The sequence below is a fragment of the Enterobacter sp. PL_is511 genome, assembly GCF_055816065.1.
The window spans coordinates 57269-74859 of the sequence record NZ_JBVPGP010000018.1; the positions used below are offsets into that span (position 1 = coordinate 57269).

General features: G+C 56.3%; 14 protein-coding genes. 6 read left to right on the forward strand and 8 right to left on the reverse strand.

All coding sequences use genetic code 11. The features are described 5' to 3' along the window. Positions 1–2 precede the first annotated feature (2 nt). Both AC0TN7_RS05340 and araD read left to right on the forward strand, forming a co-directional pair. Positions 3–863: an L-ribulose-5-phosphate 3-epimerase gene (locus tag AC0TN7_RS05340; RefSeq protein ID WP_463727232.1), complete on the forward strand. Its 861-nt coding sequence runs from the start codon at positions 3–5 to the stop codon at positions 861–863. Then, entirely contained in the window at positions 857–1552 is a 696-nt protein-coding gene (araD, locus tag AC0TN7_RS05345) for an L-ribulose-5-phosphate 4-epimerase (protein ID WP_473701899.1), read from the forward strand. The genes AC0TN7_RS05340 and araD overlap by 7 nt, the downstream gene beginning before the upstream one ends. Here araD and AC0TN7_RS05350 read toward each other — a convergent pair whose 3' ends face one another. Next, positions 1553–2362: an AraC family transcriptional regulator gene (locus AC0TN7_RS05350; protein ID WP_032650777.1), complete on the reverse strand. Its 810-nt coding sequence runs from the start codon at positions 2360–2362 to the stop codon at positions 1553–1555. 225 nt (positions 2363–2587) lie between these two features. Between AC0TN7_RS05350 and AC0TN7_RS05355 the strand changes: the two genes are divergently transcribed. Both AC0TN7_RS05355 and AC0TN7_RS05360 read left to right on the forward strand, forming a co-directional pair. Then, positions 2588–3988 (forward strand): MFS transporter, encoded by a 1401-nt coding sequence (locus tag AC0TN7_RS05355; protein WP_473701900.1) that lies wholly within the window; start codon positions 2588–2590, stop codon positions 3986–3988. Positions 3989–3998: 10 nt separating this feature from the next. Further along, a complete protein-coding gene (locus AC0TN7_RS05360) occupies positions 3999–5948 on the forward strand; it encodes a glycoside hydrolase family 127 protein (protein WP_024906592.1) in 1950 nt (649 codons plus the stop codon). 69 nt (positions 5949–6017) lie between these two features. On the opposite strand, the gene AC0TN7_RS05365 is transcribed toward AC0TN7_RS05360, so the two are convergent. Then, positions 6018–6758, reverse strand: coding sequence for a MipA/OmpV family protein (locus AC0TN7_RS05365; RefSeq protein ID WP_024906593.1), 741 nt, complete (start codon positions 6756–6758; stop codon positions 6018–6020). Positions 6759–6875: 117 nt separating this feature from the next. Here AC0TN7_RS05365 and AC0TN7_RS05370 point away from each other — a divergent pair, with 117 nt between their 5' ends. Further along, the gene (locus tag AC0TN7_RS05370; protein ID WP_071994444.1) at positions 6876–7841 is read left to right on the forward strand and encodes a LysR family transcriptional regulator; all 966 of its coding nucleotides are present in this window, start codon (positions 6876–6878) and stop codon (positions 7839–7841) included. On the opposite strand, the gene aldB is transcribed toward AC0TN7_RS05370, so the two are convergent. The 6 genes from aldB to AC0TN7_RS05400 all read right to left on the reverse strand — a co-directional run bounded on the left by aldB (position 7838) and on the right by AC0TN7_RS05400 (position 14990). Next, complete coding sequence (aldB, locus tag AC0TN7_RS05375; protein ID WP_024906595.1) at positions 7838–9376, reverse strand: aldehyde dehydrogenase AldB; 1539 nt, start codon at positions 9374–9376, stop codon at positions 7838–7840. The two genes, AC0TN7_RS05370 and aldB, sit on opposite strands and share 4 nt — an antisense overlap. 86 nt (positions 9377–9462) lie before the next feature. Then, complete coding sequence (gene selB / locus AC0TN7_RS05380) at positions 9463–11310, reverse strand: selenocysteine-specific translation elongation factor (protein ID WP_473701901.1); 1848 nt, start codon at positions 11308–11310, stop codon at positions 9463–9465. Beyond that, positions 11307–12692 (reverse strand): L-seryl-tRNA(Sec) selenium transferase, encoded by a 1386-nt coding sequence (gene selA, locus AC0TN7_RS05385; protein WP_473701902.1) that lies wholly within the window; start codon positions 12690–12692, stop codon positions 11307–11309. The genes selB and selA overlap by 4 nt, the downstream gene beginning before the upstream one ends. A 103-nt stretch (positions 12693–12795) precedes the next feature. Further along, positions 12796–13404, reverse strand: coding sequence for a glutathione S-transferase (locus AC0TN7_RS05390; protein ID WP_024906598.1), 609 nt, complete (start codon positions 13402–13404; stop codon positions 12796–12798). Positions 13405–13494: 90 nt separating this feature from the next. Beyond that, the gene (locus AC0TN7_RS05395) at positions 13495–14631 is read right to left on the reverse strand and encodes an HlyD family secretion protein (RefSeq protein WP_048992837.1); all 1137 of its coding nucleotides are present in this window, start codon (positions 14629–14631) and stop codon (positions 13495–13497) included. A gap of 2 nt (positions 14632–14633) precedes the next feature. Further along, the gene (locus tag AC0TN7_RS05400) at positions 14634–14990 is read right to left on the reverse strand and encodes a DUF3302 domain-containing protein (protein ID WP_024906600.1); all 357 of its coding nucleotides are present in this window, start codon (positions 14988–14990) and stop codon (positions 14634–14636) included. Between the two features lie 657 nt (positions 14991–15647). On the opposite strand from AC0TN7_RS05400, the gene AC0TN7_RS05405 reads away from it, so the two are divergent. Beyond that, positions 15648–17555, forward strand: a complete 1908-nt coding sequence (locus tag AC0TN7_RS05405) for a PTS mannitol transporter subunit IICBA (protein ID WP_290094246.1) — start codon at positions 15648–15650, stop codon at positions 17553–17555. The last annotated feature ends 36 nt before the right edge of the window (positions 17556–17591 follow it).

The following is a 17591-nucleotide window of genomic DNA, read 5'->3' on the forward strand; positions in this document are numbered from 1 at the left end:
CCATGCGTCAGCATCCGTTAGGGATTTACGAAAAAGCGCTGCCAAAAGATCTCTCCTGGCCCGAGCGGCTGGTACTGGCGAAAAGCTGCGGGTTCGATTTTGTTGAGATGTCTGTCGATGAAACCGACGAGCGATTATCGCGCCTCGACTGGAGCACCACGCAGCGTGCCTCTCTGGTTGAAGCGATGCTGGAAACCGGGGTGTCTATCCCGTCCATGTGCCTGTCTGCCCACCGTCGCTTCCCGTTTGGCAGCCGCGATGAAACCGTGCGCCTACGCGCCCGCGAAATCATGATCAAAGCCATCAGGCTGGCGCGTGACTTAGGCATTCGCACCATCCAGCTTGCGGGTTATGACGTGTACTACGAAGAGCACGACGAAGGCACGCAGCAGCGCTTTGCCGACGGGCTGGCGTGGGCGGTAGAGCAGGCCGCCGCCGCGCAGGTAATGCTGGCGGTAGAGATCATGGATACCGCGTTTATGAACTCCATCAGCAAATGGAAAAAGTGGGACGACATGCTCGCCTCGCCGTGGTTCAGCGTTTATCCGGACGTTGGCAACCTGAGCGCGTGGGGCAACGACGTCACCGCCGAGCTGACGCTGGGCATTGACCGCATTGCGGCTATTCACCTGAAAGACACCCAGCCCGTCACCGCGCAAAGCCCCGGGCAGTTCCGCGACGTGCCGTTTGGCGAGGGCTGCGTCGATTTTGTCGGCGTGTTTAACACGCTGAATCAACTGAACTATCGTGGCGCGTTTCTGATTGAGATGTGGACTGAAAAAGCAAAAGAGCCGGTGCTGGAGATTATCCAGGCGCGCCGCTGGATTGAAGCCCGTATGCAGGAAGGAGGCATGACATGCTAGACGAACTTAAAGCCGAGGTACTGGCGGCTAACCTGGCGCTGCCCGCCCACCAACTGGTGACGTTCACCTGGGGCAACGTCAGCGCGGTTGACCGTGAAAGCGACATGATGGTGATTAAGCCCTCCGGCGTGGAGTATGACGTGATGACGGTGGAGGATATGGTGGTGGTGAATATCGCTACCGGCGAAGTGGTCGAGGGAAATAAAAAACCCTCTTCAGACACGCCCACCCATCTTGCGCTGTACCGTCGTTATCCGGAGATTGGCGGCATCGTGCATACCCACTCCCGCCACGCCACCATCTGGTCGCAGGCAGGACAGGATTTACCCGCCAGGGGCACAACGCACGCGGATTATTTCTACGGGGCGATCCCCTGCACGCGCCTGATGACCGCGGCAGAGATTGCCGGAGAATACGAATATCAGACGGGTGAAGTGATCATCAAAACCTTCGAGGAGCGCGATCTCAGCCCGATGCAGATCCCGGCGGTGCTGGTCCACTCCCACGGCCCGTTCGCCTGGGGTAAAGACGCTGCCGATGCGGTCCACAATGCCGTCGTGCTGGAAGAGTGCGCCTATATGGGCCTGTTCTCTCGCCAGCTCGCGCCACAGCTTCCGGTTATGCAGCAGGAGCTGCTCGACAAGCATTATCTGCGCAAGCACGGGGTGAATGCCTATTACGGGCAGTGATCATCCGGAATTGATATGCTCTTTACAGTACCGCCGTTTCCAGACGGCGGGTGTTAGCCCGGTGTGCTTCGAAAAGATCTGCCGAAAATAGCCCACGTCATTAAAGCCGCAGCGGGTCGCCACTTCGGTAAGCGAGGCAGAACCATCCAGCAACAGCTTTTCCGCCGCCCTGACGCGCTGGCGATGTATTGCCTCCGTCAGGGTTAAATGGAACGTCCGGCGAAACACACGTCCGAGATAATCGGCATTGCAGTGCAACGCTTTTGCCAGCTGCGAGGTAGAAAGCGGTAAATGAAACTGCGTGCGAATAAGCTGTTTCGCCTTCCACGCCATTGCCGCACCGGCTTCATCTGCGTTATCTTCATAGCCTGATGAAATAGAAATTTGCTGCAAAATCAGTAATAAAATGATTTCCAGCGCCACGCTTCGCTGTAATTTCTCCTGCTCGCTCAGGAACTGGCGAAAAAGAGAAATTACATACTGTGCATCCCTCACGCGGCAGTGTTGTTCGATTGCCAGATTGGGCAACCGGTGCGGATGATGCTCAACCTCAAAATGCAGCCAGTAAAATTTAAGATCGGCCGGAAAGTCGCCCACGCCCACATGGCGTCGGTCTGGCCAAAGCAGCAAACTCTCTCCTGCTTTTACCTCAAATAACGTGTTTTCTTCCTGAATCGTTAATGTCCCTTTTTCGACAAAAATAATCTCCCACGACGTTAATTTTCGCGCAGGGTGGCGGCCCACGCCCCGGGAGATAAATAACCCGCCATTTTGGACTTTAATCGGAAGCGCTATGGATAATTCAAGCATGGATATTCACCATTCCGCTTGTATTGCCGTTGATATTCAACTTACGCTTTGATTATTAATCAATATTCGAATAACTGTCCGATCGGAATCACATTTTTATCATCAGGTCGGAATCGTCATCTTTTTATACTTTTCCCTTCCCTTGTTGGCCTTTCCGTTCGGTGCAGAATAAATGCGTACCTTGCACAAATACGATAATAAATTCGATTACCGAGGAGTTACTTCATGACTTCCACACCGATTACAGAATCAGACGTGACACAAGGGGCAACAGAGGGCCACTTGTCCGTGCGCGAAAAAATTGGCTACGGCCTGGGCGACGCGGGCGGGACGGTGATTACCTGCCTGATCATGAATTTTCTGACCTTTTTCTATACTGATGTCTTTGGCCTGACCCCTGCGCTCGTGGGCACGCTGTTTATTGCCTTACGTGTATTTGACGCCATTTCCGACCCGGTAATGGGCATTATTGCCGACCGCACGCAAAGCCGCTGGGGGCGCTTTCGTCCGTGGCAGCTGTGGGTCGCCTTCCCGATCGGCATTATCGGCGTGCTGACCTTCACCGTTCCGGAAGCCAGCATGGGCGTGAAAATCGCCTGGGCATTCGGGACCTATCTGCTGTTGTCCGTCGGCTATACCGCCATCAACGTTCCCTACTGTGCGCTGATTAACACCATGACCACCCGTCACAATGAGGTGATCTCCTGCCAGTCATGGCGCTTTGTGCTCTGCGGCGTGGCGGGGTTTTTGGTCTCCGTGGGCCTGCCGTGGCTGGTCGCGGAGTTAGGCCAGGGAGATGCCGCGAAAGGGTATCAGCTTGGCGTCGGGGTGCTGTGCGCCATCGCGGTGGTGATGTTCCTGTGCTGCTTCTTCTGGGTACGCGAGCGTGTTCCGCTGGCGCTGATGGGGAAATTTACCCTGCGCGAGCATCTGGCCGGTCTGCGTAAAAACGATCAGCTGCTGCTGATGCTGGTGATGTCATTTCTGCTGATTAACGTCTTCAACATTCGCGGCGGCGGGTATATGTACTTCATCACATATGTGCTGCAGGGCAGTACCGCCTATACCTCGCTGTTTTTCACCATGGTGACCTTTGCGGCCATTCTGGGGGCGGTCATCGTCAGCCCGCTGTCGCGCCGTATTGATACCGTCAAACTCTATTACTACACCAACCTGGCGCTCGCCGCGCTCGCGGTGGGAATGTGGTTCCTGCCTGGCGGCCCGGCGCACCAGACGCTGTGGCTAATCGTCATTTTGAGCAACGGCGTCATTCTCGGGTTTACCCTGCCGCTGCACTTCTCGCTGATGGCCTTTGCCGACGACTATGGCGAGTGGAAAACCGGGGTGCGTTCGTCGGGCATGAACTTCGCCTTCAACCTGTTTTTCATCAAGCTCGCGTGGGCCTCCAGCGCCGGGATCATCAGCCTTGTGTTTATCGCCGTGGCCTACCAGCCCGGTGCGGGCAACCAGACGCCTGCTTCGCTGCAGGGCATCACCGCCATGGAGACGCTGCTCCCCGCCCTTTTCCATCTGCTGCTGGCCGTCTCTATCCGCTGGTGCAGACTCAACAACCCTATGATGTCGCGCATTGCTACCAACCTGCGCCAGCGTCACGTACCCTCCTGAGGAGAACACGATGTCCATAATGGAAGCCAATCTGCATAAACTGAAAATTAACGACCCGTTTCTCGGGCAGTATCAACGTCTGGTACGTGAGGTGGTGATCCCCTACCAGTGGGATGCGCTAAACGACCGCGTGACGGAAGCCGAACCCAGCCACGCCATCACCAACTTCCGCATTGCGGCGGGTCTGGAACAGGGTGAATTCTACGGCATGGTATTTCAGGACAGCGACGTGGCGAAATGGCTGGAAGCCGTGGCGTGGTCGCTGTGCCAGAAGCCTGATGCTGAACTGGAGAAAACCGCCGACGAGGTGATTGAGCTGGTCGCTGCGGCGCAGTGTGAAGACGGTTATCTCAACACGTACTTCACGGTAAAGGCACCGGGCGAACGCTGGACGAATCTGGCCGAGTGTCACGAGCTGTACTGTGCCGGACATATGATAGAAGCGGGCGTAGCGTATTTTCAGGGCACCGGAAAACGCCGTCTGCTGGAGGTGGTGTGCAGGCTGGCAGACCATATCGACAGCGTGTTTGGCCCCGGCGAGAACCAGCTACACGGTTATCCGGGCCATCCGGAAATCGAACTGGCGCTGATGCGGCTTTACGACATCACGCAGGAGCCCCGCTATCTCACTCTGGTGAAATATTTCATCGAGCAACGCGGCGTTCAGCCTCACTTCTACGATATCGAATACGAGAAGCGCGGCAGAACGTCGTACTGGAACACCTATGGCCCGGCCTGGATGGTCAAAGACAAAGCCTACAGCCAGGCGCATCAGCCGCTTTCGGAACAACAAACGGCCGTCGGCCATGCGGTGCGTTTTGTCTATCTGATGGCGGGCATGGCGCATCTGGCGCGCCTGAGTCATGACGAGGGTAAACGACAGGACTGTCTGCGGCTGTGGAAAAACATGGCGCAGCGCCAGCTGTATATTACCGGTGGAATCGGCTCACAAAGCAGCGGCGAGGCGTTCAGCAGCGATTACGATCTGCCCAACGATACGGTGTATGCCGAAAGCTGCGCCTCCATCGGCCTGATGATGTTTGCCCGCCGGATGCTGGAGATGGAGGCCGACGGCCACTACGCCGACGTAATGGAGCGCGCGCTATACAACACGGTACTGGGTGGAATGGCGCTGGATGGTAAGCATTTCTTCTATGTGAACCCGCTGGAAGTCCATCCGAAAACCCTGGCGTTCAACCATATCTACGATCACGTGAAGCCCGTCCGCCAGCGCTGGTTTGGCTGCGCCTGCTGCCCGCCGAATATCGCCCGCGTGCTGACGTCACTGGGGCACTACATTTATACCGTCCGCCAGGATGCGCTTTTTATTAACCTTTACGTGGGCAACGATGTTGCCATACCGGTTGGAGACGAAACCCTGGCGCTGCGAATTAGCGGTAACTATCCGTGGCATGAACAGGTAAAAATCGACATTACCTCGCCTGTTCCCGTCACGCATACGCTAGCCCTGAGGCTGCCAGACTGGTGTGCCGCGCCTGACGTTTCATTAAATGGAGAAGCGGTAACGGGCGAGATCTCCCGTGGATACCTTTATCTCACCCGCAGCTGGCAGGAGGGTGACGACATTACGCTAACGTTACCTATGCCGGTTCGCCGTGTGTATGGCAACCCACAGGTCCGCCAGCAGGCGGGGAAAGTCGCCCTACAACGCGGACCTCTGGTTTATTGCCTGGAAGAGGCCGATAACGGCGCCAATCTGCATCACCTTTCTCTGCCTGAAAACAGCGAGTTCAGGGTCTTTGAAGGGAAAGGGATTTTCGCGCACAAGATGCTAGTACAGGCAGAGGGGATTGGGTGTCACGTGGAGGACACGGATGCGCTGTGGCAGTACGATCGCTCGCCGGTACAACGTCAGCCCCGCACGCTGACCTTTATTCCCTGGTTTAGCTGGGCTAACCGGGGAGAAGGAGAAATGCGGATCTGGGTGGATGAAGGTTGAATTTCTGCGGCCTGTTGCCCTCACCCCATCCCTCTCCCACGGGAGAGGGAGTAAACAGGCTTTACCCCATCAGAAACGCCAGGTCAGGCCGGTCATCAGCGCGAAGCTGTCGTCGCGGTCGATCATCGGGCTGTTCTTCACGTCGTCAGGCAACACGGTGTAGACCGCGCTGGCGTTGAGGTACAGCTTCTGGGTTAACTGATATTTAGCCGCCAGCCCAACGTATGGCGTCCAGCTGTCACCAGCGGTGTATTGATCCAGTCCTGAGCGGCGAGACTCGCTGCCGGATACGCCATAGTAGTAGTCGTTATAGCTTTCGTCGCTGTAGAACACACCAACAGAAGGCGTCAGGGTCAGGCGCTCCATCCTGATTGGACGGAAGTAAGATACCTCGCCGATCACGCCACCGCTTTCATCCATGGCATCACCAGAGACCGCCACTTTGAGCGAACCCCAGCTCTCATGGCGGTAGTACGCGCCGCCGAGGAAGGCAGACGCTTTACGCTCATCCAGCTGCTTCATCTGATGGTCGTCGTTGTCATCAGGATCGAAATGCAGCGGCATCCACGACGCTGTCAGACTGAATTCATTTTTTGCGTCTTTCCACAGGATCCATCCGCCAGTGGTCTGACGAACATAGAAACGATCGCCTTCATAGCTTATTAACGGTACTGCGGTAGTATTTTCGTTATAGCCTTTGTAAGGAGACTCATTAAATACAGCCCCCGCTCCAAGTGAAAAGTCACCGGCCATTGCTGAGGATGTTGCAAATAACGTGGCAGCGATGAGTAAATTGTATTTAATAGTCATTACATGTAATCCATTAAAATGCCAAACAAGCGAGGCGCATAATAATGGTTACAAATTTGCCAATGCAACGCTGCGGTTTATATAATATTATATATAAAATCATATAGATGGGTGCGCATGATGAATAAATTACAGCTAAAGCCACGCGAATTAAAAATTATATCCGTCATCGCAGCCACCCACAGCATTGGTGATGCCGCGGCCCTGCTGGGCATGGCGCAGGCCAACGTCAGTAAATATCTGTCTGATTTTGAAACGCGGGTTGGACTGAAGGTGTTTGAGCGCACCACGCGCCAGCTGGCCCTGACCCAGTTTGGTGAAGCGTTACTCCCTTACGTTAATGCCACGCTGGATAAGAACAGTCAACTCGTTAATTTCATTGCTGATTATAAGCATGAAAAGCGCGGAAAGGTCACAATCTATGCCCCCACAGGTATCGTGACCTATCTCGCGCGCCACGTGATCCATCAGATAGAAGACATCGGTGACATTCGCATCTCCCTGAAAACCTACAATCTGGACCGGAATGAATTTTCAGAAGGCGTTTCCTTTCCTGATGACTGCGATATTTTAATTACCTATGCGCAACCGAAAGACGAAAGCCTGGTCGCCAGCGTGTTGACAAAATATTCCGTTACGGCATTCGCAACCGTAGAGTATTTAAATAAACATCCCTTAACGGGACCTGAAGATTTAATTAATCACTCCTGCATTCTTATTGATTCCATGCTGGTCGATGATGCGAACATCTGGCGTTTCCGCGTGCACGGCAGTGATAACGTGCACGACTACCGGGTGACCGGTAATTATATTTGCGACAATACGCAGACGGCCCTGGAGCTGGCAAGAAATAATCTTGGGATTGTTTTTGCACCCAAAGAGAGTCTGAAGAAAGAATTAACGCGGGGGATGCTGGTCCCCTGCTTCCCGCATCAGGAGGAGTGGTGGCTCGATCTGACGGCCATCTTCCGCAAACGTGAATACCAGCCCTGGCGTGTGCAATACGTCCTGGACGGCGTTCTGAACTGCCTGCGCCAGCAAATTGCTCAGGCCGCCCATGGACGGCCTGAGCTGGGCGATTAGAACAGCCCCAGCGGTTTATCGGAGTAGCTGACCAGCAAACATTTCGTCTGCTGGTAATGCTCCAGCATCATCTTGTGGGTTTCACGCCCGATGCCCGACTGCTTATAACCGCCAAAGGCCGCGTGCGCCGGATAGGCGTGGTAGCAGTTGGTCCAGACGCGCCCGGCCTGAATGCCGCGGCCCATTTTATAGGCCAGATTACCGTTGCGGCTCCAGACGCCTGCCCCCAGGCCATACGGCGTGTCGTTGGCAATCTCCAGCGCCTCCTCCATCGTTTTAAAGGTGGTCACGGCCAGCACCGGTCCGAAAATTTCCTCCTGGAAGACGCGCATGTTGTTCTGACCGAAGAGGATCGTCGGCTCAAGGTAATACCCTTCCTGCAGATCTCCTCCCAGCACTTTACGGCGTCCGCCGGTCAGAATATCCGCCCCTTCTTTCTTGCCGATGTCGATGTAGTTGAGGATAGTCTCCAGCTGTCCGTGTGAAACCTGCGCGCCCATCTGCGTGACGTTATCGAGCGGATTACCGCTGCGGATAGACTCAACGCGGCGAATGGCCCGCTCCATAAAGCGCTCATAGATGGACTCCTGCACCAGCGCGCGGCTTGGGCAGGTGCAGACTTCGCCCTGGTTAAACGCAAACAGCGCAAACCCTTCCAGGGCTTTATCGAAGAAGGCATCCTCTTCCTCCATCACGTCCGCGAAGAAGATGTTCGGGGATTTCCCGCCCAGCTCCAGGGTCACCGGAATGATGTTTTGCGTAGCGTACTGCATGATCTGCTGGCCCACTTCCGTCGACCCGGTAAACGCCACTTTAGCGATCCGTTTCGAGGTCGCCAGATATTCCCCTATCTCACCGCCAGCACCGTTGACCACGTTAATCACGCCCGGCGGCAGAAGATCGCCAACGATTTCCATCAGCAGCAGCACCGAGAGCGGCGTCAGACGCGCCGGTTTCAGCACAATACAGTTCCCGGCCGCCAGCGCGGGCGCCATTTTCCAGCTCGCCATCAGTAGCGGGAAGTTCCACGGAATAATTTGCCCGACGACGCCCAGCGGCTCGTGGAAGTGATACGCCACGGTGTCGCTGTCTACCTCGCTTATTCCACCCTCCTGAGCGCGAATACAGGAGGCAAAATAGCGGAAGTGGTCGATGGCCAGCGGCACGTCAGCCGCCATCGTTTCGCGGATAGGCTTGCCGTTATCCCAGGTTTCCGCCGTCGCCAGCAGCTCAAGATTTTGCTCCATCCGGTCGGCGATTTTGAACAAAATGGCCGCGCGGTCCTGAACGGAGGTATGAGCCCATTTCTCTTTCGCTTTGTGCGCCGCATCCAGCGCCAGGTCGATATCGCGCTTGCCGGAGCTGGCAATCTCACACAGCGGCTGGCCGGTAACCGGGGTCAGGTTGGAATAGTATTCGCCGTCGACGGGAGCGACCCAGTCGCCGCCAATAAAGTTGTCATAACGGGGCTTCAGCTTGAGGGGAAAACCATACTCGCCGGGCTGGATACGCGATGAGGGAGGATTGTTTGTCATGACCGTCTCCTTGCTGTTGGTGTACAACAAGGGTAGTTCCGGCTGGCGATTTTCTCGCCAGCCGGTAACGGTGTTTACGACGGAGGTCACGGAGTTTCAGGAAATAGCAACGAATCTCGCAATAAATGATCGTTACCGCGACGGCGGGTAAAGCCGATGCGGTTGAAATACTCCAGGATCTGAATCGCCAGCTTGCGGCCCACGTTCAGCCGGTCGCGGAAATCGGCCGCGCAGGTGGAGCCCCGCGCCTGATCCAGCTCGCGGATCAGGTTGGCAAACGCCACAATGCGATCGTTACGGTAATAACGATCTTTCACGATCGCGACTATCAGTCCCTGCTGCGCCGCATGGCGCAATACCTGACGCATCACCTGTTCATCGGTGTTGGTTTCGCGAGCCAGATCGCGAACCCACCACGGCTCATCACCAAACAGCGTGGCGACTTTTTGCCATATCGCCTCTTGCTCTGCGGTGAACCCGGCCTTGTGATCCGGCAGATGCAGCCAGCCGTGGTGGCTTTTAATCACCCCGCTTTCGCGCATGTTTTCAATCAGCAGCAGCACCAGCGCGTCGTCTTCCATCGGCAACGCCATGCGTCGCAGACGCTCACGGCCCGGGCCTGGCTCGTCCTGATGCTGTTCATGGTACGTCGCCAGCGTATTCAATATCTTACGCTGCCAGTGTGCCGCAACCGGGGCATTAAGCAGACTGTTTCCAGCCTGAATAAAGCCCGGCTGCCGGGTCAGCTGGATTAGGCCTTCCTCGCTCAGCTGGCGTGCCCATGCAAAATCACGCAGACTTACCGCGCCGCGATCGAGATGTACCCGCAGCGCGGCGTTATCATCGCTGGCCAGCGCCAGCGCGGCCAGCCACTGCAGATATTCAGGTTTACGCTTGCCGCGTCGCGGTGGATTCAGCGCGACGACCCGCGCCCCGGCCAGCGTTTCCCGCGCGGAAATATCACGCAGTACCAGACGATCGTTGTCTGCCAGCCAGAGCGGGGAATCGAATACCAGTTCGGCAAGGTCGTTTTCCAGCAGCGACACGCGCCCGGTGATATGGCTGGCCGCGTGGTGAATATGCAGCGGCTGCCACTGGGTCAGCGGCATGTGTGTCTGCAGGGAGACAATCACGCGTTCAGACGGTTCCGGCGGGGCATCGGCCAGCAGCCAGTCTCCGCGATTAAGCTGCTCTTTTTCCGCATCCCCGGCAATGTTCAGCGCGATACGCTGTCCGGCACGGGCACGTTCAGCGGGCTGGTTTTGCGCGTGCAGCCCGCGCACGCGCATCGGTTTGTTCACGCCCGTCAGCCAGAGCGAATCTCCCACGCTGACTTCACCACTCAGCGCCGTGCCGGTAACCACCAGACCCGCGCCTTTGACGGTAAACGCCCGATCAATCGCCAGACGGAAGCGGTGATGGCTGGCGTGATTGCGCGACGAAAGCTGCTGTAAGTGGTGGCGAAGTTCCTCGATACCCCGCCCTTCTGTCGCCACGGTGACAAAAAGCGACGCGTCGGCAAAACCATACTCCCGTAAGGTCGCCTGGACCGTTTCGCGCACCTCGCGGACGCGTGCGTCATCCACGCGATCGGCTTTGGTCAGCGCCACGGTCAGCTGCGGGTTGCCGGTCAGCTGTAGGATCGCCAGGTGCTCACGGGTTTGCGCCATGACGCCATCATCGCAGGCCACCACCAGCAGGGCATGATCGATGCCCCCCACTCCCGCCAGCATGTTGGACAGAAACTTTTCATGCCCCGGAACATCTATAAAGCCCAGCACGCGGCCATCAGGCTGGGGCCAGTAGGCATAGCCAAGATCGATGGTCATGCCGCGCTTTTTCTCTTCCGGCAGGCGGTCGGCGTTAATGCCAGTAATCGCCTGCAGCAACGTGGTTTTTCCGTGGTCGACATGACCGGCGGTGGCAATAATCATTTCAACAACATCTCCAGAAATCGCTCTTCATCTTCAAGGCAGCGCAGATCCAGCCACATTCGGCCGTCGTAAATCCGCCCGATAACCGGCGCAGGCAGGCCACGCCAGCGCGACGACAGGGCGTCAAGATGGCTGCCGCGCCCGTCACGCGGGGTGAACGTGAGTGCTTCACTCGGCAGCCTGTCCACCGGCAGCGAACCGCTGCCAATCTGCGACTGGCAGGGCTCAATGCGAACGTCAAAATCGGGGTAGTGCGGGGCAATGCGCGGCAGCAGCAGTTCGGCCTGGGCGCGAATCGAGGCGGCATCGCGGCTTAACAGGCGCAGCGTGGGCAGGCGGTCGGCCAGTTTTTCCGGATGGAGATAGAGCCGCAGCGTCGCCTCCAGCGCGGCAAGCGTCATTTTATCGGCGCGCAGGGCGCGCTTGAGCGGATGCTGCTGCAGCTGCGCAATCAGCTCGCGCTTGCCGACGATAATCCCGGCCTGCGGCCCGCCAAGCAGCTTGTCACCAGAAAAGCTGACCAGGCTAACGCCCGCCGCAATCATCTCCTGCGGCATCGGCTCTTTCGGCAGCCCGTAAAGACTCAGATCCACCAGCGAGCCGCTGCCAAGATCGGCAATTACCGGGATATCCAGCTCACGCCCGATTTCCGCCAGCTCCGCCTCGTCAACCGTTTTGGTGAAGCCTTCAATATGGTAATTACTGGTGTGGACCTTCATCAGCAGGGCGGTATTTTCATTCACCGCCGCGCGATAATCTTTCGCATGGGTGCGATTGGTGGTGCCCACTTCATGTAGCGTGCAGCCTGCCTGGCGCATCACGTCCGGGATACGAAACGCTCCGCCAATCTCCACCAGCTCGCCGCGGGAAACCACCACCTCTTTGCCGCTGGCGGTGGCCGCCAGCATCAGCAGCACCGCGGCGGCGTTGTTATTCACAATGCAGGCATCTTCCGCGCCGGTCAGCTGGCACAGCAGCTCCGCCAGCGCCCGGTCGCGGTGCCCGCGTCCGGCGCCGTCCAGATCGTACTCCAGCGTCACGGGCGCTCGCATGGCCTGCACAACCGCCTCGACAGCCTCTTCTGCCTGCTGCGCGCGGCCCAGGTTGGTATGCAGTACGGTACCGGTCAGGTTTATCACCGGGCGTAACGCGCTTTGCGCTTTCTCATCCAGCCGGCGTTCAACTTCCTGCTCCCACGCCGCGCACCAGTCGGGCAAGGCGTTTTCTGACTGAATAGCGCATCGGGCTTCGTCCTGAAGCAGGCGTAACATCTCCACCGTCGCGGTATGGCCGAAGCGCTCAACAACAGCATGAATGCGGGGCTCGCGAAGAAGTCGGTCGATAGCGGGGATCTGGCTGTACAGCAAATGATGAGTAGTCATGAAAGCGCCTGGCGAGTAAATATCTTCCCCCCTCCCGACGGGAGAGGGAGTTAACATGTGGAGGGATTGTACCGCCTCCGACGCCGAAGTGTTATAACCCGCGTCAAGCCTTTGGCGGTTCGGTACGGGCAAAGCTCTCGCGGCTAAACAGCGTGTCTGCCAGTTTCACCAGCAGCGGACGGTCGACGCACCAGCCCGGGGAGACGCGGCGGAAGTTGAGATAGCCGATGGCGCAGGCGATGGCGATGGTCCCCAGGTTCAGGCTGTCGGGGTGAATCTTACCCTCCCGGATAAGCTGCTCGCACCTGTCCAGGCTGCGGCTGATTTTTTCCCGCTGGCGTAACAGTTCCGTTTCCGACTGCTGGGCGGCGGGTCTGGCCTGTTCCCGTACGGAGGTTAACGCCGCATCCATAATGCCATCGGCCAGGGCTTCGATTTGCTTCACTGCCAGCGCCGCTTTTGGGTCAGCCGGCAGCATGGCCGGGGCAACGCCCAGCAGCTCGATATACTCGGCAATTATCGGGGAATCGAACCAGTATTCGCCCTCGTCCGTCACCAGCGCCGGGACTTTCCCCAGCGGGTTGTACTGCGCAACGCCGTTTTCCGCGTTGTAGGGCTGTTCATTCACGAATTCAAATTCAATCCCCTTCTCCAGCAGGAGAATCGAGATCTTTCGCACGAAGGGACTGGTGTAGCTACCGATGAGTTTCATTGCCTGATCCTTGATGCCGGAAAAAAGTCAGTATGGATCAAGCGATGAAAAAAGGGCAGGTCTGCGTGTCGCATTCCTGCCCTGGAAGGATTAGTGATCGAGGTAGAGGTAGTGCATCCAGCTGGTCATACGGAGCAGCACTTTACGCATGACCGAGACGTGGGCGAAGTGGTCCGAATAGACCGCCACCTGGGCAAAAATACCGTCTGGCAGCGCATCGACCTCCGCGTTAGGGTTCAGCTCAATGATGGCCTGCACACCATCACTACCCGGAGTGACCGTCAGCGACTGCAGCGCGCCCTGCGCCTGATAGGTCCCCCCCGGCACCACCGGCAGAATACTGGTGAGCTTCCCGGAGAACACCTGGCCCGGCAGCGCGTTAAACACCACTTCCGCTTCATCACCCGGCTTCAGACGCAGCAGCGAGTTCTGACGGAACTGGGCCACAATCTGACGCTTCTGTTCAGGAATAAAGACCATCACCGGGCGCAGAGGCAGCGCGGCGGCATAGGTTCCCGGACGGATCAGCACCTGGGTGATGTAACCATTGCTTGGTGCACGCACCACGGTCTGATCCAGATTGTATTTGGCTTCGGCAAGCTGGGCGCGTAAGGAGGCAATCTGCGACTGTTCACCGTTCACCATGCTGTCTAACTGGCTTTGGATCTGCACCTGTTCAGCCACGGAGCCTTTCACCAGCGCATCCTGCGCCAGATAGTTCTGCCGCGCGTTGTCGATATCGCTTTCAGAGAACGGATTCACCTTCGCCTGGCTGCCTTTCAGGTAGCGCTGATAATCTTTATAGAGGCGATCGCGTTCAGCGGAGACGCGCGTGGTATTGGCAACGGCTTCCGCCAGCTGCGCTTTCAGATTATCGATATTGTGCGTCGCGGTTACCAGGTCGGCCTGAAGTCTGTCGACGCGTGCCTGGTAGCGGCCAGGATCCAGTTTAAATAACACTTCGCCTTTTTTAATGAGCTGATTATTTTTATCGGTCACTTCGCTGACCACACCGGTCACCTGCGGCGTGATTGGAATAGAAATAACCGCTTTTTGCGCCGTAAAGGTATACGGGTGGTTATAGTTCATTAACAGAATAAGTCCGGCAACAATAAATACGCCGCCTAATGTTGCGGTGGCAAGCGTCCACTGGTTGACCGGAATTCGGAATATTTTAAAGATGGCCCAGGCAAATGCCACGTAGGTCAAAATAATCAACAGATCCATGATTAGCGCTCCAGCGTGTTCTTATCAGCAGCAGGCTTTACCGCGGCCAGCTTTTGTTCGAGTTCCGCCACGCGTTTGGCGAGCGCATCCATGCCCGGGACCTCATCAGGCTTTGTAATGTGGTTTTGCATACCCCAGCCACGATCTTCGCGGTACAGGGTGGCCCAAATCCACAGGAACGGCCAGATGGCATGGAGCGTAAACAGGCTAATCCACCCTGCCGTGTGAATTGCATCGGCATGCGGATGGTTACGCTTTTTGGCCATATTGTAAGGGATGTCATGAATGGCGATGATTCCGTAAAACAGAACCAGAAATACAAAAATCAATACGCCCAGCGCAAAATAGTTGAGAAACATATTCTCCTCACTTAAACAACGTCAACTCATTAAATTAATAAAACGGTACGCAACCTAATTAATTTTTATAAACACGGGGTTGTGTTCATTATTCCCAGGGCCGGGAAGTATGTATTTTTATAATATCTCCATGCAAGTTTATAAGCGTGTCAAAATATATCCTGAATAATAATAGACTTAACCTTACAATATGAGCGTAATCCACCTTTTAACTTTTCGCCATACCACACATGAAAAGTGGTTTTTTAGCTTATCGTGTCGCGCAATATCATCCTGGCGCTGAATCGCGAATCAGAGTTTGCCGCCGATCACAGCCGGAGAAATCCGCATAAAAATATTTTGTGAAATCAGTCACAATCCAGAAACAAACACATAAAATCAAAATGTGACAAACATCACGAAAAGGGGTGGTTTTTGCCGTATTTCTCGCCATCGTATTTTTTTTGCACACCTGTTTTGTGATTAAGATCACCTCATTGATGTCCACACCCCCTACATTTACGTGACATGCGTCACACAAATTTTCGCTGTCTGGACAGTTGAACGATTCAGTGCCAGATTTCACAGCATCAGAACAGGGTCCGGCTACCTCTGCCGCCTCATTAACAATAAACCTCGGGCCGCAAGCCTAAGCGTAAACAGAAGAAGGGGTGTTTTATGTCATCCGATTTCAAGATCAAAGTTCAAAGCTTTGGTCGTTTCCTCAGCAACATGGTGATGCCAAATATCGGCGCGTTTATCGCGTGGGGTATCATCACCGCATTGTTCATTCCGACAGGGTGGTTGCCTAACGAAACGCTGGCGAAACTTGTTGGCCCAATGATTACCTATCTCCTGCCGCTGCTCATCGGTTTCACCGGGGGTCGTCTGGTGGGCGGTGACCGTGGTGGCGTCGTGGGTGCTATCACCACCATGGGTGTTATCGTCGGTGCGGATATGCCGATGTTCCTCGGGGCGATGATTGCCGGTCCTCTGGGCGGCTGGGCGATTAAGAAATTCGACGTCTGGGTTGATGGTAAGATCAAATCCGGCTTCGAAATGCTGGTGAACAACTTCTCTGCGGGCATCATCGGGATGATCCTCGCCATTCTGGCGTTCCTCGGCATCGGTCCTGCGGTTGAAGTGCTGTCTAAAATTCTGGCGGCAGGCGTTAACTTCATGGTTGCGCACGACATGCTGCCGCTGGCGTCTATCTTTGTTGAACCGGCGAAAATCCTGTTCCTGAACAACGCCATCAACCACGGCATCTTCTCGCCGCTGGGTATTCAGCAGTCTCACGATCTCGGCAAGTCTATCTTCTTCCTGATCGAAGCCAACCCAGGCCCAGGTATGGGTGTTCTGCTGGCGTATATCTTCTTTGGCCGCGGCAGCGCAAAACAGTCTGCTGGCGGTGCGGCGATCATCCACTTCCTGGGCGGTATCCACGAAATTTACTTCCCGTACGTGCTGATGAACCCACGTCTGATCCTGGCCGTTATCCTCGGCGGTATGACCGGTGTGTTCACCCTGAGCGTGCTGGGCGGTGGTCTGGTTTCTCCAGCCTCTCCGGGGTCTATCCTGGCGGTACTGGCGATGACGCCAAAAGGCGCTTACTTCGCGAACCTCGCGGCTATCTTTGCGGCAATGGCCGTCTCCTTCGTGGTCTCTTCTATCCTGCTGAAAACCAGCAAAGTGAAAGAAGATGATGACATCGAAGCCGCAACCCGTCGTATGCACGACATGAAAGCCGAATCCAAAGGCGCGACGCCACTGGCAGCCGGTGATGTCTCTAACGACCTGAGCCACGTGCGTAAAATCATCGTTGCCTGCGACGCCGGTATGGGTTCCAGCGCAATGGGTGCAGGCGTGCTGCGTAAGAAAGTGCAGGATGCGGGCCTGACCAACATCTCCGTGACCAACAGCGCCATTAACAGCCTGCCACCGGATGTTGACCTGGTTATCACGCACCGCGATCTGACCGAACGCGCCATGCGTCAGGTACCACAGGCACAGCACATTTCGCTGACCAACTTCCTCGACAGCGGCCTGTATACCAGCCTGACCGAACGTCTGGTTGCCGCGCAGCGTCACGAAGACAACGAAGTGAAAGTGCGCTCCAGCCTGCAGGACAGCTTTGACGAGAGCAACGCCCACCTGTTTAAGCTGGGTGCGGAAAACATCTTCCTCGGTCGTACCGCGGCCACCAAAGAAGAAGCGATTCGCTTTGCCGGTGAGCAGCTGGTGAAAGGCGGCTACGTTCAGCCTGAATATGTCGACGCGATGCTGGAACGCGAAAAACTGACCCCGACCTACCTGGGCGAATCCATCGCGGTGCCGCACGGTACGGTTGAAGCGAAAGATCGTGTCCTGAAAACCGGCGTCGTATTCTGTCAGTATCCGCAGGGCGTGCGCTTCGGTGAAGAAGAAGACGACATCGCCCGTCTGGTGATTGGTATCGCCGCTCGCAACAACGAGCACATTCAGGTGATTACCAGCCTGACCAACGCGCTGGATGATGAGTCCGTCATTGAGCGTCTGGCCAACACCACCAGCGTTGAAGAAGTTCTGGCTCTGCTTAACAAATAACGGTACACCTCCCTCTCCCCCCGGGGAGAGGGCTAG